This is a genomic window from Actinomadura sp. NBRC 104425 (genome assembly GCF_030269545.1).
GTDB lineage: Bacteria > Actinomycetota > Actinomycetes > Streptosporangiales > Streptosporangiaceae > Spirillospora > Spirillospora keratinilytica.
This window is the reverse complement of record NZ_BSTN01000023.1, coordinates 56,918-79,289: the sequence shown is the minus strand read 5'-3', so window position 1 is coordinate 79,289 and position 22,372 is coordinate 56,918. Positions and strand designations below refer to the sequence as shown.

General features: G+C 72.7%; 20 protein-coding genes. 9 read left to right on the top strand and 11 right to left on the bottom strand.

From position 1 onward, the window contains the following. Window positions 1-36: 36 nt before the first annotated feature. A complete protein-coding gene (locus QSK22_RS26480) occupies window positions 37-912 on the top strand; it encodes an NUDIX hydrolase (protein ID WP_285497091.1) in 876 nt (291 codons plus the stop codon). Between the two features lie 2 nt (window positions 913-914). Here QSK22_RS26480 and QSK22_RS26475 read toward each other — a convergent pair whose 3' ends face one another. The 4 genes from QSK22_RS26475 to QSK22_RS26460 all read right to left on the bottom strand — a co-directional run bounded on the left by QSK22_RS26475 (window position 915) and on the right by QSK22_RS26460 (window position 4,190). Then, entirely contained in the window at window positions 915-1,139 is a 225-nt protein-coding gene (locus QSK22_RS26475) for a type II toxin-antitoxin system HicA family toxin (protein WP_285497090.1), read from the bottom strand. Continuing rightward, a complete protein-coding gene (locus QSK22_RS26470) occupies window positions 1,139-1,348 on the bottom strand; it encodes a type II toxin-antitoxin system HicB family antitoxin (RefSeq protein ID WP_285497089.1) in 210 nt (69 codons plus the stop codon). Before QSK22_RS26470 ends, QSK22_RS26475 begins: the two co-directional genes overlap by 1 nt. A gap of 52 nt (window positions 1,349-1,400) precedes the next feature. Continuing rightward, window positions 1,401-3,656 (bottom strand): 1,4-alpha-glucan branching protein GlgB, encoded by a 2,256-nt coding sequence (gene glgB, locus QSK22_RS26465; protein ID WP_285497088.1) that lies wholly within the window; start codon window positions 3,654-3,656, stop codon window positions 1,401-1,403. Window positions 3,657-3,971: 315 nt separating this feature from the next. Beyond that, window positions 3,972-4,190, bottom strand: coding sequence for a hypothetical protein (locus QSK22_RS26460; RefSeq protein ID WP_285497087.1), 219 nt, complete (start codon window positions 4,188-4,190; stop codon window positions 3,972-3,974). A gap of 214 nt (window positions 4,191-4,404) precedes the next feature. On the opposite strand from QSK22_RS26460, the gene QSK22_RS26455 reads away from it, so the two are divergent. Next, window positions 4,405-5,199: a GntR family transcriptional regulator gene (locus QSK22_RS26455; protein ID WP_285497086.1), complete on the top strand. Its 795-nt coding sequence runs from the start codon at window positions 4,405-4,407 to the stop codon at window positions 5,197-5,199. A 7-nt stretch (window positions 5,200-5,206) separates the two neighbouring features. Here QSK22_RS26455 and QSK22_RS26450 read toward each other — a convergent pair whose 3' ends face one another. Further along, window positions 5,207-6,754: a maltokinase N-terminal cap-like domain-containing protein gene (locus tag QSK22_RS26450; protein ID WP_285497085.1), complete on the bottom strand. Its 1,548-nt coding sequence runs from the start codon at window positions 6,752-6,754 to the stop codon at window positions 5,207-5,209. 2 nt (window positions 6,755-6,756) lie between these two features. Beyond that, entirely contained in the window at window positions 6,757-8,520 is a 1,764-nt protein-coding gene (gene treS, locus QSK22_RS26445) for a maltose alpha-D-glucosyltransferase (RefSeq protein ID WP_285497107.1), read from the bottom strand. 352 nt (window positions 8,521-8,872) lie between these two features. On the opposite strand from treS, the gene QSK22_RS26440 reads away from it, so the two are divergent. Next, window positions 8,873-9,067: a hypothetical protein gene (locus QSK22_RS26440; protein ID WP_285497084.1), complete on the top strand. Its 195-nt coding sequence runs from the start codon at window positions 8,873-8,875 to the stop codon at window positions 9,065-9,067. Window positions 9,068-9,125: 58 nt separating this feature from the next. Here QSK22_RS26440 and QSK22_RS26435 read toward each other — a convergent pair whose 3' ends face one another. Further along, entirely contained in the window at window positions 9,126-11,114 is a 1,989-nt protein-coding gene (locus QSK22_RS26435) for an alpha-1,4-glucan--maltose-1-phosphate maltosyltransferase (protein ID WP_502872369.1), read from the bottom strand. 519 nt (window positions 11,115-11,633) lie between these two features. On the opposite strand from QSK22_RS26435, the gene glgP reads away from it, so the two are divergent. The 3 genes from glgP to QSK22_RS26420 are packed head-to-tail and all read left to right on the top strand — an operon-like array spanning window position 11,634 to window position 15,470. Continuing rightward, the gene (glgP, locus tag QSK22_RS26430; protein ID WP_285497082.1) at window positions 11,634-14,261 is read left to right on the top strand and encodes an alpha-glucan family phosphorylase; all 2,628 of its coding nucleotides are present in this window, start codon (window positions 11,634-11,636) and stop codon (window positions 14,259-14,261) included. A gap of 34 nt (window positions 14,262-14,295) precedes the next feature. Then, window positions 14,296-14,925 carry a hypothetical protein gene (locus QSK22_RS26425; protein WP_285497081.1) on the top strand — a complete coding sequence of 210 codons (630 nt, stop codon included), beginning with the start codon at window positions 14,296-14,298 and terminating at the stop codon, window positions 14,923-14,925. Continuing rightward, entirely contained in the window at window positions 14,922-15,470 is a 549-nt protein-coding gene (locus QSK22_RS26420; protein WP_285497080.1) for a hypothetical protein, read from the top strand. Before QSK22_RS26425 ends, QSK22_RS26420 begins: the two co-directional genes overlap by 4 nt. A 26-nt stretch (window positions 15,471-15,496) precedes the next feature. On the opposite strand, the gene QSK22_RS26415 is transcribed toward QSK22_RS26420, so the two are convergent. Next, entirely contained in the window at window positions 15,497-16,021 is a 525-nt protein-coding gene (locus QSK22_RS26415) for a hypothetical protein (protein WP_285497079.1), read from the bottom strand. Further along, entirely contained in the window at window positions 16,018-16,242 is a 225-nt protein-coding gene (locus QSK22_RS26410) for a helix-turn-helix transcriptional regulator (protein WP_285497106.1), read from the bottom strand. Before QSK22_RS26410 ends, QSK22_RS26415 begins: the two co-directional genes overlap by 4 nt. 184 nt (window positions 16,243-16,426) lie before the next feature. Between QSK22_RS26410 and QSK22_RS26405 the strand changes: the two genes are divergently transcribed. The 3 genes from QSK22_RS26405 to QSK22_RS26395 all read left to right on the top strand — a co-directional run bounded on the left by QSK22_RS26405 (window position 16,427) and on the right by QSK22_RS26395 (window position 18,845). Next, window positions 16,427-17,671 (top strand): sensor histidine kinase, encoded by a 1,245-nt coding sequence (locus QSK22_RS26405; protein ID WP_285497078.1) that lies wholly within the window; start codon window positions 16,427-16,429, stop codon window positions 17,669-17,671. 31 nt (window positions 17,672-17,702) lie between these two features. Then, window positions 17,703-18,545, top strand: a complete 843-nt coding sequence (locus QSK22_RS26400) for a M55 family metallopeptidase (RefSeq protein ID WP_285497077.1) — start codon at window positions 17,703-17,705, stop codon at window positions 18,543-18,545. Between the two features lie 138 nt (window positions 18,546-18,683). Next, window positions 18,684-18,845, top strand: a complete 162-nt coding sequence (locus QSK22_RS26395; RefSeq protein ID WP_285497076.1) for a hypothetical protein — start codon at window positions 18,684-18,686, stop codon at window positions 18,843-18,845. Here the strand turns inward: QSK22_RS26395 and QSK22_RS26390 are convergent. Both QSK22_RS26390 and QSK22_RS34085 read right to left on the bottom strand, forming a co-directional pair. Then, the gene (locus QSK22_RS26390; RefSeq protein ID WP_285497075.1) at window positions 18,842-19,687 is read right to left on the bottom strand and encodes an SWIM zinc finger family protein; all 846 of its coding nucleotides are present in this window, start codon (window positions 19,685-19,687) and stop codon (window positions 18,842-18,844) included. The genes QSK22_RS26395 and QSK22_RS26390 overlap by 4 nt on opposite strands. Continuing rightward, window positions 19,687-22,239 (bottom strand): SNF2-related protein, encoded by a 2,553-nt coding sequence (locus tag QSK22_RS34085; protein ID WP_285497105.1) that lies wholly within the window; start codon window positions 22,237-22,239, stop codon window positions 19,687-19,689. Before QSK22_RS34085 ends, QSK22_RS26390 begins: the two co-directional genes overlap by 1 nt. Window positions 22,240-22,372 lie beyond the last annotated feature (133 nt).

Genomic DNA, 22,372 nt, shown 5'->3' with positions numbered 1-22,372 from the left:
GATCATCGAACGGGCGGATGCGGATATCGTCGCCTCATGGGAGACGGCGACGGGTGGGCGCGCTGCAGCCTCGGGCACCTGCACTGGGGGCGGTTCGGCGCCGCCGGGTTGCTGCTCTTCCACCGCGACCCGGGCGACGGGCTGCTGCGGGTGCTGCTGCAGCAGCGGGCCTGGTGGTGCCATGGCGCCGGGACGTGGGGGATGTTCGGCGGCGGACGGCACAGCGGCGAGGACCCGGTGGCCGCCGCGCTGCGCGAGACCGCCGAGGAGTGCACGCTGGACACCCGGGCCGTCCGCGTCCACGGCGTGCGCACCGACGACCACGGCGGCTGGGACTTCGCGTCCGTCATCGCCTCGGTGGACGACCCTGTGGAGGTGCGTCCCGCGTCGCTGGAGACCCGCAGGGCCGCCTGGGTGCCGGTCGAGGAGGTTGCGGGCAGGCGGCTGTTCAAGCCGTTCGCCCGTACCTGGCCGCTGCTGAGCACGATGCTCACCCGGCTGGTACTGGTGGTGGACGCGGCGAACGTGGTCGGCGCGCGCGCCGACGGCTGGTGGCGGGACCGCGCGGGCGCCAACGCCCGGCTGCGCGACGACCTTGCGGTGCTGCGCGACGGGATCACCGGGCTGCCCGACGGGGTGCTGCCCTACGAGCGGGTCTTCCCCGAGGTGGTGCTGGTGGTGGAGGGCGCCGCCCGCGGTGTCGCCGAGCAGCCCTGCGACGCGGTGAGCGTCGTGGCCGCGCCCGGCAGCGGTGACGACCGCATCGTCGAGCTGGTCACCGCCGCCGAGCCCGACGCCACCTACCTCGTCGTCACCGCCGACCGCGAACTGCGCGCCCGCTGCACCGCTGCAGGCGCCTGCGTCACCGGCCCCCGCTGGCTGCTGTCCCGCCTCCCGCCGCACCGCCGGTGAGGTTAGAGAAGAGTGAGGAATTCCTCGACCGTCATCCCCACATCGCGCAGAATTCCACGAACCGTGGCCTTCTTGATGTCACGGCCTGGATGCACGGGAACGGTGGTCCCGCGTCGTTCCGAATTGCGCATGATGTGGTGGCTTCCCCTTGTCCGTACGACCTTGAAGCCGGCCTTCTCCAATGCGCGGACGACTTGGTCGTCCCGCAGGGCGGGAATGTCCGGCATCAGGCGACGTCCAAGGTGAGGGTCAGCTCGTTGGGGACGCCGAACTCCTCGATGAGGCCGATGAGGGCCTCGTGGAGATCGGCTACCGCCTCGTCGGGGGTGTCGCCTTCGCCGTGCGCGCCCACGCCCGGCATCAGCAGAGCATGCGCGGCCCAGCCGCCGTCCTCGTCCTGCTCCACGGTGTAAGGGACGTGCACGAGCTTCTTCATAAAGGTCACGTTAGCCGGTGAACGAAGATCACAGGGCGGTGCACCTGGTATTTCACTCGGGGGCGAGCAGGAGGGCGCCCAGGGGCGGGACGCGCAGGACGGCGGATGCGGGCCAGCCGTGCCAGGGTCCGGCGGAGGCTTCGACGCGGCCCAAGTTGCCCACGCCGCCGCCGCCGTACTCGTAGGCGTCGGTGTTGACGACCTCGCGCCAGCCGCCCGCGCACGGCAGGCCCAGCCGGTAGTTCTCGTGCGGGATGCTGGCGAAGTTCACCACGCAGGCGACGGGCGGCCGCCCGCCGCTCCCGGCGGACGGCGCGGCCTCCCGCTCGGGCGCCTGCCCGGGGGCCGCATCCTCGTCGGGCGGCACCGCGTAGCGCAGGTACGACAGGCAGTTCCCCGCGGCGTCGTCGGCGTTGATCCAGCGGAACCCGCCGGGGTCGTTGTCCAGCGTCCACAGCGCGGGCAGGTTGCGGTAGGCGCGGTTGAGGTCGCGGACGAGCCGCTGCACGCCCAAGTGCTCGGCGCCCTCGGCGGCGTTGTCCAGCAGCCACCAGTCCAGTGCCCGCGACTCGGCCCACTCGGTGCCCTGCCCGAACTCGCCGCCCATGAACAGCAGCTGCTTGCCCGGGTGCGTCCACATGTAGGCCAGCAGCACGCGCAGCCCGGCGAACCTCTGCCAGTCGTCGCCGGGCATCTTGCCCAGCAGCGAGCCCTTGCCGTGCACCACCTCGTCGTGCGACAGCGGCAGCACGTAGTTCTCCGAGAACGCGTACACCAGCGAGAAGGTGATCTCGCTGTGGTGGTGCCGCCGGAACACCGGGTCGCGCCGGAGGTACTCCAGCGTGTCGTGCATCCAGCCCATGTTCCACTTGAACCCGAACCCGAGCCCGCCCTGGTGGGTGGGGCGGGTGACGCCCGGCCAGGCGGTGGACTCCTCGGCGATCGTCACGGCGCCGGGGTTGCGCTTGTAGACGGTGGCGTTCATCTCCTGCAGGAAGGAGATGGCCTCCAGGTTCTCCCGGCCGCCGTAGACGTTGGGCGTCCACTCGCCCGCGCCCCGCGAGTAGTCCAGGTACAGCATGGACGCCACCGCGTCCACGCGCAGCCCGTCGACGTGGAACTCCTCCAGCCAGTAGCAGGCGTTGGCCACCAGGAAATTGCGCACCTCGGCACGGCCGTAGTCGAACACCAGGGTGCCCCAGTCGGGGTGCTCGCCGCGCCAGGGGTCCGCGTGCTCGTACAAGGCGGTGCCGTCGAAACGCGCCAGCGCCCATTCGTCCCGGGGGAAGTGGGCGGGCACCCAGTCGACGATGACGCCGATGCCCGCCCGGTGCAGGCTGTCCACCAGGAAGCGGAACTCGTCGGGGTCGCCGAAGCGTGCGCTCGGGGCGTAGTAGGACGTGACCTGGTATCCCCAGGACGGGCCGTAGGGGTGCTCGGCGACCGGCAGGAACTCCACATGGGTGAAGCCCATGCCCGTCACGTACGCGGTGAGCTCCTCGGCCAGTTCGCTGTAGCCCAGTCCCGGCCGCCACGACCCCAGGTGCACCTCGTACACGCTCATCGGCTCGTTCACCCAGGACCGGTCCTTGCGGCGGCCCATCCACTCGCCGTCGGTCCACTCGTAGGCGGAGGTGAACACGCGTGACCCGGTCGCCGGGGGGTGTTCGGTGGCCCGCGCCATGGGGTCGGCCTTGGTGCGCCACCGCCCGTCGGGGCCGAGGATCTCGTACTTGTAGACGGCGCCGTCGCCCACGCCCGGGACGAACAGCTCCCACACCCCGGACGCCCCCAGCGAGCGCATGGGGTGCGCACGCCCGTCCCAGTGGTTGAAGTCGCCGACGACGCGCACGCCCCGGGCGTTGGGCGCCCACACCGCGAACGCCGTCCCGGTCACCGGGCCGAACGCCGACGAGCGGCAGCGGGTCCGCGCGCCCAGCGCCCGCCACAGCTCCTCGTGCCGCCCCTCGCCGATCAAATGCAGGTCGAGCTCGTCGAGCGTGGGCGGATGCCGGTACGGGTCGTCCTGGATCAGCTCGATGCCGTCGGCGTAGGTGACGGCCAGCCGGTAGTCGGGGACCTCCTGCGCCGCCTCCGGCGGCAGCGTGGCGGTGAAGACGCCCTCGTGGAAGTGGCGCATCCCGTACCGGCCGCCGCCGGGCAGGACCACCTCCACGCGTTCGGCCAGGGGGCGCAGCGCCCGGACGGTCACGCCGCCGGGCCCGGGATGCGCGCCGAGGACACCGTGCGGATCGTGGTGGTCACCGCCGACGAGCTTGTCGATCTCCGCACGCGTCACCCCTGCCATGGCCTCATGGCCTCCTCCGTGCCGGAGCCGTCGTCCTCCCCCTAGCACTGCCCCCGAGGCGGCCTCTTTCACCCGCGGGTTCCGGTCCGCCGGTGATCGCCGAGGCCGGCGCGGGCGCGCCGACGCCAGGCGAGGCGGGGCGTGTGACCGCACGGCGGCACAGCATTCTCGTTGGGGGTCGCGCCGATGTGACTGGGCCGACCGTGCGGTCACGTCCGTCCGGCCCGCGGCGGGGCACATCGCCGCCGCGGGCCGAGTCTTCGTCGCCTCCATAACCGCGGCGACAGACTTACCTGTCGCCGCCGCGGGTTCCGCTCAGGACTCCCCGGCGTCCCGGCGCGCCTGGTCGCGCAGCAGTTCGCGCAGCCCGGCCGCGTCGTCGGCCGCCACCGTCATCGCGTATCCCGCCTGCAGCTGCGCGTCGGTGAGATCGCCGCTGCGCGTGGCGTACCAGCGTCCCGCGTCGCTGCGCCACACCAACCATCCGGGGAACTCCGCCTCGATGGCCGCTTTCAGGTCATCGAAGTCGCCCATCAAGGTCGTCCCTTCCCCGAGGATGCAGTTCTGTATACAAAAGTCTTACTCCGTCGAAGAGGTGTCAAGCTGTGCGTAAGCGGACCGTCTCCCCGCGGATAGCGGGGAGCAGGCGGACGGCCGGGACCGCGGACCGGCCGGGACACCGGCGCGCCGCCGCTCGGGTGCGGGCTTGGACGCTGCGGCGGGCTCGGATGAGAAGAGGTGATTTCCGGTGCCGGACCGTCCGGCCTACCTCCGGATAGCCGACACCCTGCGCGAACGGATCCGGGACGGCGGCTACCCACCGGGCGCCAGGCTGCCGACGATGGCGCAGCTGCGCGCGGCGCACGGCGTCTCGGAGATCGTGATCCGCCATGCGATCGCGGTGCTGCGCGGCGAGGGGCTGGTCGAGACCCGGCGGGGCGGCGGCACCGTCGTGCGGGCCCGGCCCCGGGTGCGCCGGGTCGCCATGGACCGCTACCGCGCGATCACCCGGCCCCAGGCCGTCGCGGCGGGCGAGGCGTCCTCCGCCGCGCCCCCGCCGCCCAAGACGGCCTTCACCCACGACCAGCGCATCGGCTGGGACGAGTACCGCCTCGACCGGGTCTTCGCCCGCACCCACGCCGACGCCGACCTGGCCGGGCTGTTCGAGCTGCCCGTCGGCACCGAGCTGCTGCGCCGCCGGTTCGTGTTCTACGCCCGCGAGGAGCCGCAGCAGATCTCGGTGAACTACCTGCCGTGGGACCTGGTGGGCGGCACCCCCGTCGCCGACCCCGACCGCGAGCCCTGGCCCGGCGGCACCCTGGCCCAGCTCAGCTACCTCGGGCACCCGCCGACGCGGGTGGAGGAGGCGGTGCGCGCCCGCATGCCCACGCCGGAGGAGAGCGAGACGCTGCACATGGCCGCCGGGGTCCCGGTGGTGGCGATCACCCGGCGGATGCTGTCGGGGCCGCAGATCATGGAGGTGTGCCGCGACATCGTCATCCCGGCCGACCGGGTCGTCCTCGACTACGCCATCGACCTGTGACACGCCGTTACCCGGCCAGGTGCGCCAGCGCGCGCAGCGGCACCGGCAGCCACGACGGGCGGTTGCGCGCCTCGTACCGGATCTCGTACACCGCCTTGTCGAACTCGAACGCCCGCACCAGCACCGCGTGCTCCGCCGGGTCGAGGCCGCCCGCGGCGGCGTAACCTCGGCAGAAGGCGTTCCGGTTGCGCGCCGCCCACGCATGCGCCCGCGTCTCCAGGCTGAGCGCGGCGTCGGTCGGCAGACTCTGGTCGGCGATCAGGAACCGCGCCGCGTACTCGAAGGACCGCAGCATCCCCGCCACGTCGCGCAGCGGGTGGGCGACGGCGCGCCGCTCGCCGGGCGTGCGCGCCGGCTCGCCCTCGAAGTCCAGCACGATCCAGCCGGTGTCGGTGCGCATCACCTGGCCGAGGTGGTAGTCGCCGTGGACGCGCTGGAACACCGGCGGCGTGCGCAGGTGCGCCAGCTCGTCGAACGCCTCCCGGATCGCGGTCTCGTGCTCGGCCAGCGCGGGCACGGACCGGGACACCTCGTTCAGCTGCCGGTGCATGCCCGCGGCCATCTCCCGCGCGTATTCGGCGGGCATCCGGGTGACACCGAACGCGGCGGCCAGGTCGCGGTGCACGGTCGCGGTGGCGGCGCCCAGCCGCTCGGCCTCGGCGGCGAAGTCGCCGCCTGCGGCGCCCGCGTCCTCGGGGGTGGGCGCCCGCGGGTCGCAGACGGTGGGCGCGTAGGCGAACCAGTCGCGCACGCTGGTGATCGCCATGTCCCAGCCGTCGGTTCCGCTGGGCAGGTACTGCGACATCATCGCCAGCGTGGTCGGCTCGGCCGGCGTGCTCGGCTCCGGCGCGGCCGGCCCCGAGGCCACCGCGGACGCCGCCGACGGGTCGAGGTCGATCCACCCGCACACTCCGGGCACGTGCGCGCAGCCCACCCGCGACAGCCCCAGGTTGACCTCAAGATCGGGGTTGACGCCCGGCGACAGCCGCCGGAACAGCTTGCAGATGTAGACGTCACCGAAGATCAGCGAGGAGTTGCTCTGCTCCGCCGAGCCGGGCACGCTGTCCAGCTCCGTCTCGATCTCGATGCCGGGAGCGCGGCGGAACCGCAGCGGCCCGACCGACGCCTCGGCGGCCATGCCCTCCAGCAGCACCCGGGTCAGTTCCGCGTCGTACACGGCGTCGTAGACGTGCGCGGCCACCGGGTGCTCCGCGCCGCCGTGCGGATGCCCGGCGCCGCCGTCCGGGGGCCCGGCGCCGCCGTCCGGGGGCCCGGCGGTGAAGCCGCCGATCTCCCCGAAGCGCAGCCGTTCGGGCATCTCGTGGCGGACGCCGAGCAGCAGCTGGTAGTGGTCCCAGCCGCCGTCCTGCCGCACCGCGGCGATCACGTGGTGCAGCTCGGGGCCGTCCGGGGCCCGCGCCGCCGGCCCCGGGTGCAGCTCGGTGGCGGTGCCGATGGAGACCTCGCCGATGGCGCGGTCCTTGCCGGCGAACCAGCGCTGCCGCGGCAGCCAGTCCTCCAGCAGGTCGGCCAGCACGTCGTCGGGCGGTCGCATCGTCACATCACCTCCGCCTCGGCGGGCTCGGGCTCCGGCAGCAGGAACCAGTAGAAGCCGTGCCCGGGGAGGGTCAGCAGGTACGGCAGCTCGCCGATGGCCGGGAACCGCACGCCGCCCATGCACTCGATGGGCGTGGCGCCGCGGAAGCGGCGCAGGTCCAGCTCGACGGGCTGGGGGAAGCGCGACAGGTTGTTGACGCACAGCACCCGGTCGACGCCCGCACGCCGCACGCCGTGCTCGTCGGGTCTGGCGGCCCAGTGCGCGGACACGCCCTCGCCGATCTCCCGGACGAACGCCAGCACGCTGGGGTTCGACGCCGACAGCTCTACATAGGAACCGATGCCGAACACCGGATGCCGCTGCCGTATCTCGATCATCTTCCGCGTCCAGTGCAGCAGCGACCCGGGGTTGTTCTGCTGCGCCTCGACGTTGACCGCCTGGAACCCGTAGATCGGGTCCATGATGACCGGCAGGTACAGGCGGGCGGGGTCGCAGCGGGAGAACCCGGCGTTGCGGTCGGGTGTCCACTGCATGGGGGTGCGGACGGCGTCGCGGTCACCGAGCCAGATGTTGTCGCCCATGCCGATCTCGTCGCCGTAGTAGAGGACGGGCGAGCCCGGCAGCGACAGCAGCAGGGCGGTGAACAGCTCCAGCTGGTTGCGGTCGTTGTCGAGCAGCGGCGCCAGGCGGCGGCGGATGCCGATGTTGGCCTTCATGCGGGGGTCTTTGGCGTACTCGGTGTACATGTAGTCGCGCTCTTCGTCGGTGACCATCTCCAGGGTCAGCTCGTCGTGGTTGCGCAGGAAGATCCCCCACTGGCAGTTCTCGGGGATCTTCGGTGTCTGCGCCATGATCTCGGAGACGGGGTAGCGCTGCTCGCGGCGGACCGCCATGAAGATGCGCGGCATGACCGGGAAGTGGAACGCCATATGGCACTCGTCGCCGCCGGCGGCCGGGTCGCCGAAGTACTCCACGACGTCGGCGGGCCACTGGTTGGCCTCGGCGAGCAGGACCCGGTCGGGGTACAGGCGGTCCACCTCGGCGCGGACGCGTTTGAGGTAGGCGTGGGTCTCGGGGAGGTTCTCGCAGTTGGTGCCCTCGCGCTCGTACAGGTACGGCACCGCGTCCAGGCGGAAGCCGTCGATGCCGAGGTCGAGCCAGAACCGCAGCACCTCCAGCATCGCCTCTTGGACGGCCGGGTTGTCGTAGTTGAGGTCGGGCTGGTGGGAGAAGAAGCGGTGCCAGTAGTACTGGCCGCGGACGGTGTCATAGGTCCAGTTGGACGCCTCGGTGTCGACGAAGATGATGCGGGCGTCGGGGTATCGGTCGTCGGTGTCGGACCAGACGTAGAAGTCGCCGTAGGGACCGTCGGGGTCGGCGCGTGACGACTGGAACCACGGGTGCTGGTCGCTGGTGTGGTTCATCACCAGGTCGGCGATGACGCGGATGCCGCGGGCGTGGGCCTGTTGGACCAGCTCCACGAAGTCCCCCAGCTCGCCGAACTCGGGCAGGATCAGGGTGTACTCGCTGATGTCGTAGCCGCCGTCGCGCAGCGGCGACTGGTAGATCGGCAGCAGCCACAGGCAGTCGATGCCCAGCCACTGCAGGTAGTCCAACGTGTCGATCAGCCCCCGCAGGTCGCCGGTGCCGTCGTTGTTGGAGTCGTTGAAACCGCGCACCAGCATCTCGTAGAACACCGCCGTCTTGTACCAGTGCGGGTCGCGGGCCACCTGCGGGTCGAACGCGTCGGGCACCGGCTCCATCGGGCTCGGCACGGCCTCGGACGGCAGGTCGCGCGGGGGTTCGCCGCGCGGCAAGGCGCCCGGGGCGGCGTCCTGCCCGGCGGGACCGGCGCGTCCGGCGTCAGCGGACGCGGTGGCAGCAGACGCCATGTCGGTGGGTGCGGTATCGACGGACGTCGCGGTGGTGGGTGCGCTGTCAGCGGGTGTCGTGTTGGCGGGTGCTGTGGTGGTGGGTGCGGTTTCAGCGGGTGCCGTGTCGGCAGGCGCTGTGGTGGTGGTTGGCCTGTTAGCGGGTGTCGTGTCGGCGGTTGCTGCGGCGGCGGGTGCGGTATCAGCGGGCGCCGTGTCGGCGGGTGCGCTGTCAGCAGGCGCCGTGTCAGCGCGCGCCGTGTCGGTGGGCGTGGTGTCGGTGGGCGTGGTGTCGGTGGGCGTGGTGTCGGTGGGCGTGGTGTCGGTGGGCGTGGTGTCGGGGAGCACTGTGTCAGCGGGTGCGGTGTCAGCGGGGGCGGTGTCGGTGGACGTCGCGTCGGGGAGGCTGGCGTCGGGAGGCGGCGCAGCGGGAGGGTGAGGAGTGCGCGCGGGGTGGCGGTGCCCTTCTCGCGAAGTCGGGGGCGTATCTCGGTCGGTCAACTGTCGTCTCTCCGGAGCGTGAAGATGTGGGCCGGCTGGATATGGGGTTCGAGGCGCACGTAGTTGGCCTGCCGCCAGGTGTAGGACTCGCCCGACAGTTCGTCGTCGACCGCGAACTCCGCGTCGGGGGCCAGGCCCAGCGCGGCCATGTCGAGGTAGACGGTCGCCTCGCGGACCATGTGCGGGTTGAGGTTCACCACGGCCAGCACGGTGTCGTCGAGCGCGACCAGCGACTCCCCGGCCTCGTGGTGCACCTGCGCCGACGGCACCGCCGCGGTCATCCGCTTGGAGAAGCAGAGCAGCTCGGGCTGGTCCACGTGGTGGAAGCGCAGGTTGCGCAGCCGGTGCAGGGCCGGATGGGCGCGCCGGAACGCGTTCAGCCGGGTGATCAGCGGGGCGATGCTGCGGCGCTCGCGCTCGGCCGCCTCCCAGTCGCGCGGCCGGTACTGGTACTTCTCCGAGTCGCGGTACTCCTCGCTGCCGGGCCGCACCGGCACGTTCTCGATCAGCTCGTAACCGGAGTACATGCCCCACGTCGGCGACAGCAGCGCCGCCAGCACCGCCCGGATCTCGAACGCGGGCCGCCCGCCGTGCACCAGGTACTCGTTGAGGATGTCGGGGGTGTTGACGAACACGTTCGGCCGCATGTACGCCGCCGCGTCCCCGCTCAGCTCCCGGAAGTACTCCTCCAGCTCCCAATCGGAGTTCTTCCAGGTGAAGTAGGTGTACGACTGGTGGAACCCGATCTTCGCCAGGGTGTGCATCATGGCCGGGCGGGTGAACGCCTCGGCCAGGAACAGCACGTCGGGGTCGGTGCGGTCGATCTCGGCCAGCAGCCGCTCCCAGAACGGCGCAGGCTTGGTGTGCGGGTTGTCCACCCGGAAGATCCGCACGCCGTGGTCCATCCAGTGCCGCACGACCCTCAGCACCTCCCGGTAGATGCCCTCCGGGTCGTTGTCGAAGTTGAGGGGATAGATGTCCTGGTACTTCTTGGGCGGGTTCTCGGCATAGGCGATCGTGCCGTCGGCGCGGGTGGTGAACCACTCGGGATGCTCGCGCACCCACGGATGGTCGGGCGAGCACTGCAAGGCCAGGTCCAGCGCCACCTCGAGGCCCAGGTCGCCGGCATACCGCACGAACGCGTCGAAGTCCTCGATCGTGCCGAGGTCGGGGTGGATCGCGTCGTGCCCGCCGTCGGGGGAGCCGATCGCCCACGGCGAGCCCGGGTCGTACGGCCCGGTCTCCAGGGTGTTGTTGGACCCCTTGCGGAACGTCGTGCCGATCGGGTGGACGGGCGGCAGGTACACCACGTCGAACCCCATGTCGGCGATGGCGGGCAGCCGCTTCATGGCGGTGCGGAACGTTCCCGACATCGGCCCGCGCCGCCCCATCGGGTCGAAGGACGCGCCCTCCGACCGGGGGAAGAACTCGTACCACGCCCCGGTGAGCGCCCGCTCGCGGTGCACCGCCAGCGGATACCACTCGGTGGTGGTGAGCAGGTCGCGCAGCGGGTAGCGGCCGATCAGGTCCAGCACGTCGGGGTCGGCGACCGCCTCAAGCCGCCGCGTCGGCGAAACGGCGCGGTCGGCCAGCAGCCGGGCCAGCCGCAGGAACGTGGGGCGGTCCTTGCCCGGCAGCCCCTCGGCGGCCCGTCCGAACAGCAGCGACCCCTCGGTGAGCATCAGCTCCACGTCCTGGCCGCGCGGCACCTTGATCTCCGCGTCGTGCCGCCAGTGCGCGACGGGGGCGCCCCACGCCTCGATGCGGAAGTGCCAGTGCCCCGGCTCGGTGGGGGCGACCTCGGCGCACATCCGGTCGGTGCCGGGGGCCAGTTCGGCCATGCGCACCGGCGGCTGCACCCGGCCGTGCGGGTCGCGCAGCACCACCTCGGCGCCGAGCATCTCGTGCCCCTCGCGGAAGACGGTCGCGGTCACCTGGAACGACTCGCCCACCACCGCCTTGGCGGGCCACCGGCCGCAGCCCATTAGCGGTTCGACGTCCAGGATCGGAATGCGGCCGATGCGCGGCGCCTCCCGGTCGGCGGACGGCCCGGCCCGTGCCCGTCCGGGGCCTGGTTCTGCGGGACGTCGCATGCGCCACCCCTACCCGCTCGCCATTTCCAAAACGTCCATGCCCGCCGTCCGCCCCATACCACCCCATATCGACATGGAGTTTTCGGGGAATTCCTGCGTTTTACGAGAAACGCCGCGAAATTGATCGCGGGACGACTGTGATCGCCTGGCCCACGGCGCGGCCCGGCCCGCGCCCGTCCCCGGAAACGTCCGGGCAACGCGGCAGCAACCTTTTCGCTAAAGGTGTCTCGATCTGCGCAAGTGCCGGACGGCGCCCGCCGGAGGGCGGCGGCCGCGGGAGCGCCGTCGCGCACGGGTTTCGGCGCTCCGCCGCCGCCCCCGCCGGCACCCTTCGGCGGCCCCGAAACCGGACGGTATTGCCCCCGCCGCGGGCTCGCCAGAAGCCGCGTACGGCGCCTAACGTGGCGTTTCGTGAGGGCAATTCGACGATTCACCGTGCGCACCGTTCTGCCGGAGCCGCTGCGGCCGCTGGAAGGGCTGGTCCTCAACCTGCGCTGGTCGTGGCACCACGAGACCAGGGACCTGTTCCGTTCGGTGGATCCCGCGCTGTGGGAGGCGGTCGGGGGCGACCCGGTCCGCCTGCTGGGCGAGGTGTCCCCGGACCGGCTGGAGCGCCTGGCCGCCGACCGGCGCTTCCTGCGGCGCCTGGAGGACGCCGCCGAGGACCTGCGCGAATACCTGGCCGCCCCCCGCTGGTACCAGTCCCTGACCGAGGCCGCGCGGGCCCGGGAGCCAGGCCGCGGCCGGCCCGCCGAGGCGATCGCCTACTTCTCGCCCGAGTACGGGATCACCGCCGCGCTGCCGCAGTACTCCGGCGGCCTCGGCATCCTGGCGGGCGACCACCTCAAGGCCGCCGGCGACCTCGGCGTGCCGATCATCGCCGTCGGGCTGCTGTACCGGCGCGGCTACTTCGCCCAGTCGCTGTCGCGCGACGGCCGCCAGCTGGAGCGCTACCCGTCGATCGACCCCGACGGGCTGCCGCTGACCCTGCTGCGCGACGCCGACGGTGCCCCGGTGCGGGTCGCGATCGGCCTGCCGCAGGGGCGCCGCCTGTACGCGCAGGTCTGGCTGGCGCGCGTGGGCCGGGTGCCGCAGCTGCTGCTCGACTCCGACGTCGAGGGCAACGACCGGGCCGGCCGCGGCATCACCGACCGCCTGTACGGAGGCGGCGGCGACCATCGGCTGCTGCAGGAGATGCTGCTGGGCATCGGCGGTGTCCGCGCCATCCGCGCGTACTGCCGCATCACCGGCCACCCCGACCCCGAGGTGTTCCACACCAACGAGGGGCACGCCGGGTTCCTGGGACTGGAACGCATCCGCGAACTGGTGTCGCAGGAGGGCCTGTCGTTCGACGAGGCCCTGGAGGCGGTGCGCGCCGGGACGGTGTTCACCACCCACACCCCGGTCCCCGCGGGCATCGACCGGTTCCCGCACGAGTTGATCGAACGCCACTTCGGCGGCGCGGCCGCAAGCCGCGACGTCCCGCTGGAACGCGTGCTGGACCTGGGCGCCGAGACCTACCCCGGTGGCGACCCCGCCGTGTTCAACATGGCGGTCATGGGCATGCGGCTGGCCCAGCGCGTCAACGGCGTCAGCGAGCTGCACGGCCGGGTCAGCCGCGAGATGTTCGGCGGCCTGTGGGGCGGCTTCGACACCGCCGACGTCCCGATCGGGTCGATCACCAACGGCGTGCACACGGGCACTTGGATGGCCCGCGAGATGCTGGATCTGGTCGAGCGCGAGGCGCCGTCGGCGGTTGAGTCCGGGCAGGGCTGGGAGCGGGCGCACGACCTGCCCGACACCGACCTGTGGCGGGTGCGCCGCGACCTGCGCGAACGGCTCGTCGTCGAGGCCCGCCGCAGGCTGCGCGAGGCGTGGCGGCAGCGCGGCGCCGGCGAGGCCGAAGTGGCGTGGACCGACACCGCGCTCGACCCGGACGTGCTGACGATCGGGTTCGCCCGCCGCGTCCCGTCCTACAAGCGGCTCACGCTGATGCTGCGCGACCCCGACCGCCTGCGCGCGATCCTGCTGCACCCCGAACGGCCCGTGCAGATCGTCATCGCGGGCAAGGCGCACCCCGCCGACGAGGGCGGCAAGCGGCTCATCCAGGAGATCGTGCGCTTCGCCGACCAGGAGGACGTGCGGCACCGCATCGTGTTCCTGCCCGACTACGACATGGCGCTCGCGCGGTTCCTCGTGCAGGGCTGCGACGTGTGGATGAACAACCCGCTGCGACCGCTGGAGGCGTGCGGCACGTCCGGCATGAAGGCGGCGCTGAACGGCGCCCTCAACCTGTCCGTCCGCGACGGCTGGTGGGACGAGTGGTACGACGGCCGCAACGGCTGGGCGATCCCGTCCGCCGACGGCCTGGCCGAACCCGACCGCCGCGACGACCTGGAGGCCGCCGCGCTGTACGGGCTGATCGAGGACCAGGTCGCGGTGCTGTTCTACGACCGCGACTCCGCGGGCCTGCCGCGCCGCTGGCTGGAGATGGTCAAGCACACCATCGCCGCGCTCGGCCCCAAGGTGCCCGCCTCGCGCATGGTGCGCGACTACGTCACCGACCTGTACACCCCGGCGGCGGCCGCGTCGCGGGCGATGAGCGCCGACGGGTACGCCGGCGCCCGCGAGCTGGCGGCCTGGAAGCAGCGGGTCGCCAAGGCGTGGCCGGGTGTGGCCGTCGAGCACGTGGAGTCCGGCGGGGAGGACGGCCCGCGCCTGGGCGGCCGACTGGCCGTGCGGGTCGTGGTGCACCTGGCCGGGCTGGACCCGTCCGACGTGGCGGTCGAGGTCGCCTACGGCCGCGTCGACGAGTCCGACGCGCTGATCGACCCGGAGTATCTGCAGCTCACCACGGTCGGGCCTGCCGAGAACGACCGGCAGCACTACGGCGGCGAGGTGCCGCTGCGGCGCAGCGGCGCGTTCGGCTACAGCGCGCGCGTCGTCCCCCGGCACCGGCTGCTGGCGCACCACGCCGAGACGGGCCTGATCGCCCTGCCGCCCGCGCCGCGCGGTAGCGCCGACGGCACTCTGCGCTGACAGCGCACCGGAACCGGTCCATAATCATCCGTTCATGGACCGGTATGCCCAGGCTGCCGCGGTGGCGGCCGCCGCCGTGGTCGGCCTGGCCTTCGGCGGCGGCGTCGCCTGGCAGATGAACAGCAACTCCAGCGAAGGGGACGACCCCGTCCGCGGCGTGCGCACGCCCTGCAACCTGGTGCCCGCCGAGACGCTGGGCGAGGTGCTGCCCGGCGCGGTCGTGGTGTCGGTGTCCGGGGACGGCGAGCCGGGCGAGGCGTGGTCGCTGAGCAAGGAGTGCGGCCTGGCGCCGAAGGGGGAGGACAACCCCAGCGAAGCCCTCCTGACGCTGCGGCTGACGCGGTACGGCGACGACAAGGAGGACGTCGACGGCGGGAAGGGGGAGAAGATCGTGGTGCGCTGGGGCGAGGACAGGGCGGCCGACGAGTTCACCGCGGAGCTGTCCCGCGACAGCGATTCCATCTGCCGGCTGCAACCCGTCACCGGGATCGGCCGGCAGGCGGCGGCGTGCGCGGGCACCTACTACGACGATGTCTCCCCGGCCTACCGGGTGATGGCGCAACGCGGCGACCTGGTGGTGCAGGTCCTCGCGGTGGCGCGCGCCGCCGCGAACCGCGAGGCGGTGGGGCGGCTGGCGGCCGGGGTGCTGGAGGCGGGCCGGTGAGCAGCGGGTCCCTGCGGGAACTGTCCGCCAACCCGATCGGACTGGCCGTCTACGGGCTGTTCGGCGGCTGCATCGTCGGCACCCTGACGGTGCTGATCGGGCAGATCACCGGGCTGCTGCCGCTGGGCGAGCCCCGCACGCTGCGCGTCCCCTGCCGGGACGCGTCGCTCACGGCGCTCGTCCCCGGCGGCGAGGTGTGGAACCGTACCGGCCACACGGGCGCGGAGTGTGAAATGAGGGCCCGGCCGCCGCGCCACGCCCACCTGGAAATCAAAATCAAAAAGGCGTGGACGGCGGGCATGGCCCGGGACGACCACCTCCGCGGCTGCGGGTCGCTGAACGGCCTCGGCGCGGTGGGACGCCCGCCGGGGCTCGGGGACGAGGCGTGCGTGGTGACGGACCGCGGCATGCTGCCCGAGACCACGGTCCTGGTGCGCCGCGGCGCCCTGCGCATCACCGTGCGGTACGGCTCGGCCGCCAAGACCGCCGCGGCCGTCGAGAGCGAGGCGGTGGCCGCGGCCCGGCACGTCACCGCCTCGCTCTGACGGCCCCCGGCGCCCGCCGGGCGGGATCAGACGGCCTCCTCCTCGGGCGGCGGGTCGGCCATGCGCCAGGCGGTGACCAGCATCGGCAGCGACCACACGGTGGCCATCAGCGCGAACAGCAGCACGACGGCCGCCGCGCTGGGCACCTCCGGCCGCTCCTCCTGCAGCGCCAGGCCCACGGCGAGGAACACCGCGAGCAGCAGCAACAGGGTCAGGCGGTGGGCGATCGGGTGGGCGCTCAGCCGCTCGCGGACCTGCCTCTCGTCGAGCAGGTGCTCGGGCAGGCTGGCGGTGCCCCGGGTGACGATGTGCAGCATCCCCCACAGCTGGGCGCCCACCACCAGCGCCAGCCCGCACAGCACGAACGTGGTGACCATCGCGGCGGTGCTGGGCGCCAGGTACCAGCAGACGACCGCCGCCGCCCACATCAGCCCGAGGCAGCCCGCGGCCGCGACCACCAGCCTCCGCCGTCCCTTCCTGGTCTGGTAGCGCGGCGTCTCGCGCTCCAGCACCGCCAGCATCCGTTCCTCGCGCCGGTTGCGCGGTTTCATGATCGGCTCCCGTCGTTCGTCGTTTCCGTGGCGCCCAGGCGCGGGAAGGGGTTCAGCGAGAACACCACCTCGACCGGCACCTCGAAGTAGTCGGCGATGCGCAGCGCCAGGTGCAGGCTGGGGCTGTACTCGCCGCGTTCCAGATAGCCCACCGTCTGGTAGTGGACGTCCAGCGCGGCGGCCAGGTCGCGGCGTGACACGCCGCGTTCGGCTCGCAGCATCGCGATCCGGTTGTAGACCTTCTCCCTGTCGGCGGACACCGGCCTCCCATCGAATCTCTCGTACGTGTCGTAGTAGATCCGTCTACAGTGATAGTAGATGTACTACATCCTGTGCAAGGGATGCAATCGCGGAGGCGCCGGGTGAACGGGATGAAGCGGTGCGCGGCGCTGGCAGGATGGCCCTGTGCGGGTCCCCGAGCAGTTGCAGCAGTACGCCGGGCGGTGGGGGCGGCGATGGCGGGGATGCCGCGCAGACGCGGCGCTGGCCGCCGCCGTGTTCGCCGTCATGGCGGCGGCCGCCCTGGCGGCGTCGGTCCGGGACGGCTCGGGCTCCTCCCGCGTCCCGTGGCTCGGCTGGCCGCTGATGACCGCGGCGTGCGCGGCGCTGTACTGGCGGCGCGTGCGGCCCGTCACGGTGTGCACCGTGACGCTGGTCGCCTGCGCGGTGTACTACCCCTGCACCGAGCCCGACGGGCCGCTGCTGATCACGTTCGTCATCGCGCTCTACACGGTCGCCGCCGAAGGGGCGGTGGCCGTCGCCGTGCTGCTCGGCGCCGCCGCCATGGCCTTCGTCGCGTACGGCGAGATGACCAGCACCGTCAACCACCTGCAGGACGCGGCGCTGTGGATGCTGGCCGGGTGGTTCGTCGCGGTCATCGCGGTCGGCGGGGTGGTCCGCAACCGCCGCGCCTACCTGCGCGAGGCCGAACGGCGCGCACTGGCCGCCGAACGCGGCCGCGAGGAGGAGGCCCGCCGCCGCGCCACCGAGGAGCGGCTGCGCATCGCCCGCGAGCTGCACGACGCGCTCGGCCACAACATCTCGCTGATCAACGTGCAGGCCAACGCGGCGCTGCACGGGCTGGCCCGCGCCCCGGACGGCGCGGAGGCGGCGCTCAGCGCGATCCGGCAGGCCAGCAAGGACGCGCTGCGCGAACTGCGGGCCACCCTGGGGGTGCTGCGCCAGGTCGACGAGGCCGGCCGGGAGACGCCGGCCGAACCCGCCGCGCCCGGTCTGGCCCGCCTGGACGAGCTGACCGGACGCGCCGGAACCGCCGGGCTGGCCGTGCACACCAGCGTCGAGGGCGAGCCGCGGCCGCTGCCACCCGACACCGACCTGGCCGCCTACCGGATCGTCCAGGAGGCCCTGACCAACGTCACCCGCCACTCGGACGCGGCGTCCGCGCGGGTGCGCATCCGCTACGGCGATGACGCCCTGCACGTGGAGATCGAGGACGACGGGCCCGCCGCCGCGAAACCGGCGCCCGGCGGCGGCACCGGCGTCGACGGCATGCGGGAGCGGGCGCGGGCGCTGGGCGGCGAGCTGACCGCGCGGGCCCGGCCCGGCGGCGGCTTCCGCGTCCGCGCCCGCCTGCCGCTGCACACGGACCGCCCCGCGCAGCGGCCCGAGGAGCGGTCCGCCGCGTCGTGACCGGCGGGGCGCGCGGGGGCACCATGGGGGGATGAAGGTGTTCATCTCGGTCGACATGGAGGGCGTCTCCGGTCTGACCGACCCCGAGGAGATGCGCGCTCCCGGCCGCGGCTACGAACGCGGCTGCGAGCTGATGACCGCCGACGCCAACGCCGCCGTCCGCGCCGCCTACGACGCCGGCGCCGACACCGTCGTCGTCACCGACGCGCACGGCATGGGCCGCAACCTGCGCGCCGACCTCATCGACCGGCGCTGCACCCTGGTCCGCGGCCCGTACAAGCCGATGCGCATGGCCGAGGGACTGGACGCCTCCTTCGACGTGGCGCTGTACGTGGGCTACCACGCCCGCGCCGGCACGCCGCGCGGCGTGCTCAACCACACCTGGATGGGCCGGGAGATCCACAACGTCTACCTCAACGGCGAGGTCGCGGGGGAGATCCGGCTGATGGCCGCCTACGCGGGCACCCTGGGCGTGCCGGTGGGCCTGGTCGCCGGGGACCAGGCCGCCTGCGACGAGGCCCGCGAAGTGCTCGGCGACGTGACGACCGTCGCGGTCAAGAAGGGCAGCGACCGGTACGCCGCCGAGCTGGTGCCGCCCGCCCGCGCCCAGGAGATGATCTACGAGGGGGCACGCCGCGCCCTGGCGGACCCGGCCCGCTGGCGCAGCTGCACCGTCCCCGCCCCGTACACCCTGGGCATCGAGTGGAGCTCCACGTCCATCGCCCAGTCCTGCGCGGTGATCCCCGGCGTCAAGCAGGCGGGGCCGCGCGTCACCGAGTTCACCACCTGCGACTACGCCGAGATCGTCGGGCTGCTCGGGGTGTGCGCGACCATCGGCGGCGAGGTCGCCTGCACCGGCCTGCACTACGACTGAGCAGGGCGGCGGGCACCGCTGCGGCCCCGCGCCGTGACTGCCGGAGTCAACGTTCTGTGGCCCGACCGTAACGGACATGTCGCGTTATGCGTTGACATCTATGTGAACGTTGGTGTGGTTGTACCTCAGGAACCCCCTGTGGCGGTCGTGGACCCCGCGCCGCTGTCCCCTGCGCAGCGCGCCGGGCACGCCTGCGCGGTCTGCGACAAGCGCTGGCCCCGCCCCACCGAGCGGATCGGCGACCTCCCCGACGGGGCGCCCGTGCTGGCCTGCGTCGAGTGCGCCGGACCGTGCGGCTAGCCGTCGTCGCGGCGCTCGTCGAAGTCGAAGTCCGCAGACGCGAGCGCCTCGTACGCGGGGGCGAGCACGTCCGTCAGCTCACGGCGCCGGATCCGCACCGGCGGCGGAGCGGCGACGCGCAGGATGAAACCGGGGGGCACCGGAGGGGCGGGCGGCCGCTCCCGCAGGTGCGCCAGGCCCGTCGGGGCCGTCCAGAAACCGGACGGTGACAGCGGCTCGTCGTCCAAGCCGCCCGCGTCCACCGGATCGGGCGAGGCGGCGGGAAGCCGCCGCAACGCCGTGAGCAGCTGCTCCCTGCTGCGGCCGTTCCACTGCAGAACCAGGAACGGATCGTCGTCGAACGCCTCGGCGAGCAGGTACAGCACCGCGGCGGCGTGCTTGCAGGGGTCGCCGTAGTCCGGGCAGGTGCACATCAGGTGCAGGTCGGCCGCCGACTCGGGGAACAACGACAGGCCCAGCTCCGCCAGCACGTCCTCGATCTCCGGTGGCATCTCCCCGGCCAGCAGCCGCGCCCGGAACACCGCCCGGGACGCCAGCTCGGCCTCCACCGCGCGCCACTCGGCCTCCGACAGCGCGTCGATGCCGACGGCCACCTCGTACGGCTCGTCCACCGAACCCTGCACGCGCGCCGTCACCTCGTACGGCGCCACCCGCAGATCGATCACCTGGCCGCTGCGGGCGTACGCGCGGCCGCGCTGCAACCGCCCGCGGTCGCCGGACGCCTCGATCAGGTCGACGAACCGCCGCGACCACCACCGCGCGCCGATCGAGCCGCGGCGGGTGCGGGCCCGGATGCCGCCCTCCACCGGGATCGGGTCGCGGTACTCGAAGAACCCGCTCATCAGCCGCTCACCGCCTCGGGGGACAGCCGCAGCACCTCGCGCAGCTCGGCCACCGACAGCTCGGTCAGCCAGTCCTCCCCGCTGCCCACCACCGACTCGGCCAGCGCCTTCTTGCGGTCGATCATCTCGTCGATCCGCTCCTCCAGCGTGCCGACGCAGATCAGCTTGCGGACCTGCACGTTCTTGGTCTGGCCGATGCGGAACGCCCGGTCGGTGGCCTGGTCCTCCACGGCCGGATTCCACCACCGGTCGACGTGCACCACATGGTTGGCGGCCGTGAGCGTCAGCCCGGTGCCCGCCGCCTTCAGCGACAGCAGGAACACCGCCGGCTCCGCGTCCTCCTGGAAGCGCCGCACCAGCTCGTCGCGCTGCCGCCGGGACGTGCCGCCGTGCAGCCACAGCACCGGCCGCTCCAGCCGCGCCGCCAGATACGGCCGCAGCATCGCCCCGAACTCGGCGTACTGGGTGAACACCAGCGCCTTCTCGCCCTGCTCGACGACCTGCGCGCAGATCTCCTCCAGCCGCTCCAGCTTGCCCGACCGGCCCGGCAGCCGCGACCCGTCCCCGAGCAGCTGCGCCGGATGGTTGCACACCTGCTTGAGCCGCGCCATCGTCGCCAGCACCAGGCCCCGCCGCTGGTCCTCCTCGCTCTCGGCGATGCGCGCCAGCATGTCGTCCAGCGTCGCCTGGTACAGCGACGCCTGCTCGGCGGTCAGATTGCAGTAGACCTTGATCTCCTGCTTCTCCGGCAGGTCGGAGATGATCGCCTTGTCGGTCTTCAGGCGGCGCAGCACGAACGGCCGGGTGGCGCGCCGCAGCGCCAGCGCCGCGGCCTCGTCCCCGTCCCGCTCGATCGGGACCGCGAACCGCTCCCGGAACGCCGCCCGCGGCCCCAGCAGCCCCGGATTGGCGAACTCCAGAATCGACCACAGCTCCATCAGGTGGTTCTCCACCGGCGTGCCGGTCAGCGCGATGCGCGTGCGGGCCGGGATGCCGCGGATGGCTCGGGCCTGCCGGGTGCCGCTGTTCTTCAGCGCCTGCGCCTCGTCGCACACCACCCGCTCCCAGGCGACGCGCGCCAGCATCGCCGCGTCGCGGGCCGCCGTGCCGTACGTGGTGACGACCAGATCCGCCTGCGCCGCCGCCCGGACGAGATCGTCGTCGCGGTGCCGCCCTGTGCCGTGGTGCACGTACACGCGCAGCTTCGGCGCGAACTTGGCCGCCTCCCGCTGCCAGTTGCCCACCAGCGACATCGGCACCACCAGCAGAGTCGGCCCCGGCGCCCCCTCCCCGTCGCCTCGCCCGTCCCCCCTCTCATGCACGAGCAGGGCCAAGGTCTGGGCGGTGTTGTGGCACAGCATGCCTTCGGCGACGTAGTTGTGGTGGTCGGCCACCTCGAGGTCATAGACGTAGCCCTCGTAGTCGACGTCCTCGACCGACGTGACCGTCGCGTAGAAGACCTCCCGCGACACGCGCCCGTCAAGCCGATCGCGTTCGGCTCCCGGAACGCCCTCGACGTTGGTGTCGGAAGGGATCGCGCAGACGGCGCTGAGCTTGGCCGCCTTGACCGGATCCGCGATTCCGATCCGTTCCCGGAAAAGGTGGAGGCTCGGCCCGCCGATGAGGCCGACGTGGTAGGGGCGGCGGATGCGCCTGCCGTCCGTCGCGTGTTTCCACCGCACCGTGCGGCGCAGCCATATGCCGAACCGGCGGAGCATCGCGGCGAGCTGCCGGATGACGAACCCCGAGGCCGAAGCGATCTCCAGCCCCCGCATTCCCTCACCGACCGACACCTCGGCGGCGAAGTAGTGCCGGAGGAACAGGGCCACCGTCCGGTCGTCGGCGGCCATGACGGCGTCCGGAATCCGCTTGTGGGCCGAGTTCCGAGCCCAGGTGTAGCCGAGTTCCTCCAGGAAGCGCCGGTAGTCCTTGCTGGTGACCTCCAGGTGGGGGGTGCGCGGCGCCGCGGAGACCACCTGCGCCCGGCTCACGTCCAGGCCGAAGCGGGCACCGACGCGTCGCAGCCGCTCCGCCAGGTCGTGCAGGGTCTGCTCGTTCTTCTGGGAGATGAACGCGGTGTTGTGGACGGTCTCGCGGCCCTCGCTGATCTGCCAGGCGAGCAGCACGGTCAGGTCGGCGTCCAGCGGCAGGCCGTCGTGGACCAGGCGGGACGGGACGCAGATCCCCTGACCGGGGGCGAGCTCCCTGGTCCAGCCCTCGGGGCCGAGGAGCCGGTGGCGGCGGGTGACGGTGATCTCACTGCCGTCGTCGAGCCGGACTTTCCGTAGCGGCTCTCTGACGTGCTGCCGGTAGAGGCGGGTCACCTTGGCGGGGACGATCCGCCCTTTCTCGTCGATGGAGTTGACGGTCAGCGGTTCCAGCGGGGTGGCCCATTCGCCTTCACCGTCGCTCACCGCGGCTCCGGCGAAGCGCGCCCAGATGTCGCGGGCCTTGACCAGTGCTCCGTTGGCGAAGACGAGTTCATCGGGGTGGACGCACTTCCCCAAGCCCATCGAATCGGCGACGACGGCGCCCAGGCCGAGGTCGTCCATGAACTTCAACCAGGCCAGGCCGCGCTCCTGGAAGGGACGCAGCCGTCCCTCGAAGCCGTCGGGGGTTCCGACCGGTGCGAGGCGGCGGTCGGCTTCGCCGGACAAAAGGTCGCCGAACGCGCCGTCGGCGTCG

Coding starts and splice junctions, on each gene's coding strand:
- QSK22_RS26460 (WP_285497087.1), bottom strand. CDS start 4,190: ATGGGCGACTTCGATGACCTGAAAGCGGCCATCGAGGCGGAGTTCCCC.
- treS (WP_285497107.1), bottom strand. CDS start 8,520: ATGGAGCCGGTGCCCGACGCGTTCGACCCGCAGGTGGCCCGCGACCCG.
- QSK22_RS26470 (WP_285497089.1), bottom strand. CDS start 1,348: ATGAAGAAGCTCGTGCACGTCCCTTACACCGTGGAGCAGGACGAGGAC.
- QSK22_RS26425 (WP_285497081.1), top strand. CDS start 14,296: ATGGACCGGTATGCCCAGGCTGCCGCGGTGGCGGCCGCCGCCGTGGTC.
- QSK22_RS26390 (WP_285497075.1), bottom strand. CDS start 19,687: ATGAGCGGGTTCTTCGAGTACCGCGACCCGATCCCGGTGGAGGGCGGC.
- QSK22_RS26475 (WP_285497090.1), bottom strand. CDS start 1,139: ATGCCGGACATTCCCGCCCTGCGGGACGACCAAGTCGTCCGCGCATTG.
- QSK22_RS26410 (WP_285497106.1), bottom strand. CDS start 16,242: ATGCTGCGAGCCGAACGCGGCGTGTCACGCCGCGACCTGGCCGCCGCG.
- QSK22_RS26435 (WP_502872369.1), bottom strand. CDS start 11,114: ATGGGCTGCGGCCGGTGGCCCGCCAAGGCGGTGGTGGGCGAGTCGTTC.
- QSK22_RS26400 (WP_285497077.1), top strand. CDS start 17,703: ATGAAGGTGTTCATCTCGGTCGACATGGAGGGCGTCTCCGGTCTGACC.
- QSK22_RS34085 (WP_285497105.1), bottom strand. CDS start 22,239: ATGGACGACCTCGGCCTGGGCGCCGTCGTCGCCGATTCGATGGGCTTG.
- glgB (WP_285497088.1), bottom strand. CDS start 3,656: ATGGCAGGGGTGACGCGTGCGGAGATCGACAAGCTCGTCGGCGGTGAC.
- QSK22_RS26450 (WP_285497085.1), bottom strand. CDS start 6,754: ATGCGACCGCCCGACGACGTGCTGGCCGACCTGCTGGAGGACTGGCTG.
- QSK22_RS26480 (WP_285497091.1), top strand. CDS start 37: ATGGGAGACGGCGACGGGTGGGCGCGCTGCAGCCTCGGGCACCTGCAC.
- QSK22_RS26415 (WP_285497079.1), bottom strand. CDS start 16,021: ATGAAACCGCGCAACCGGCGCGAGGAACGGATGCTGGCGGTGCTGGAG.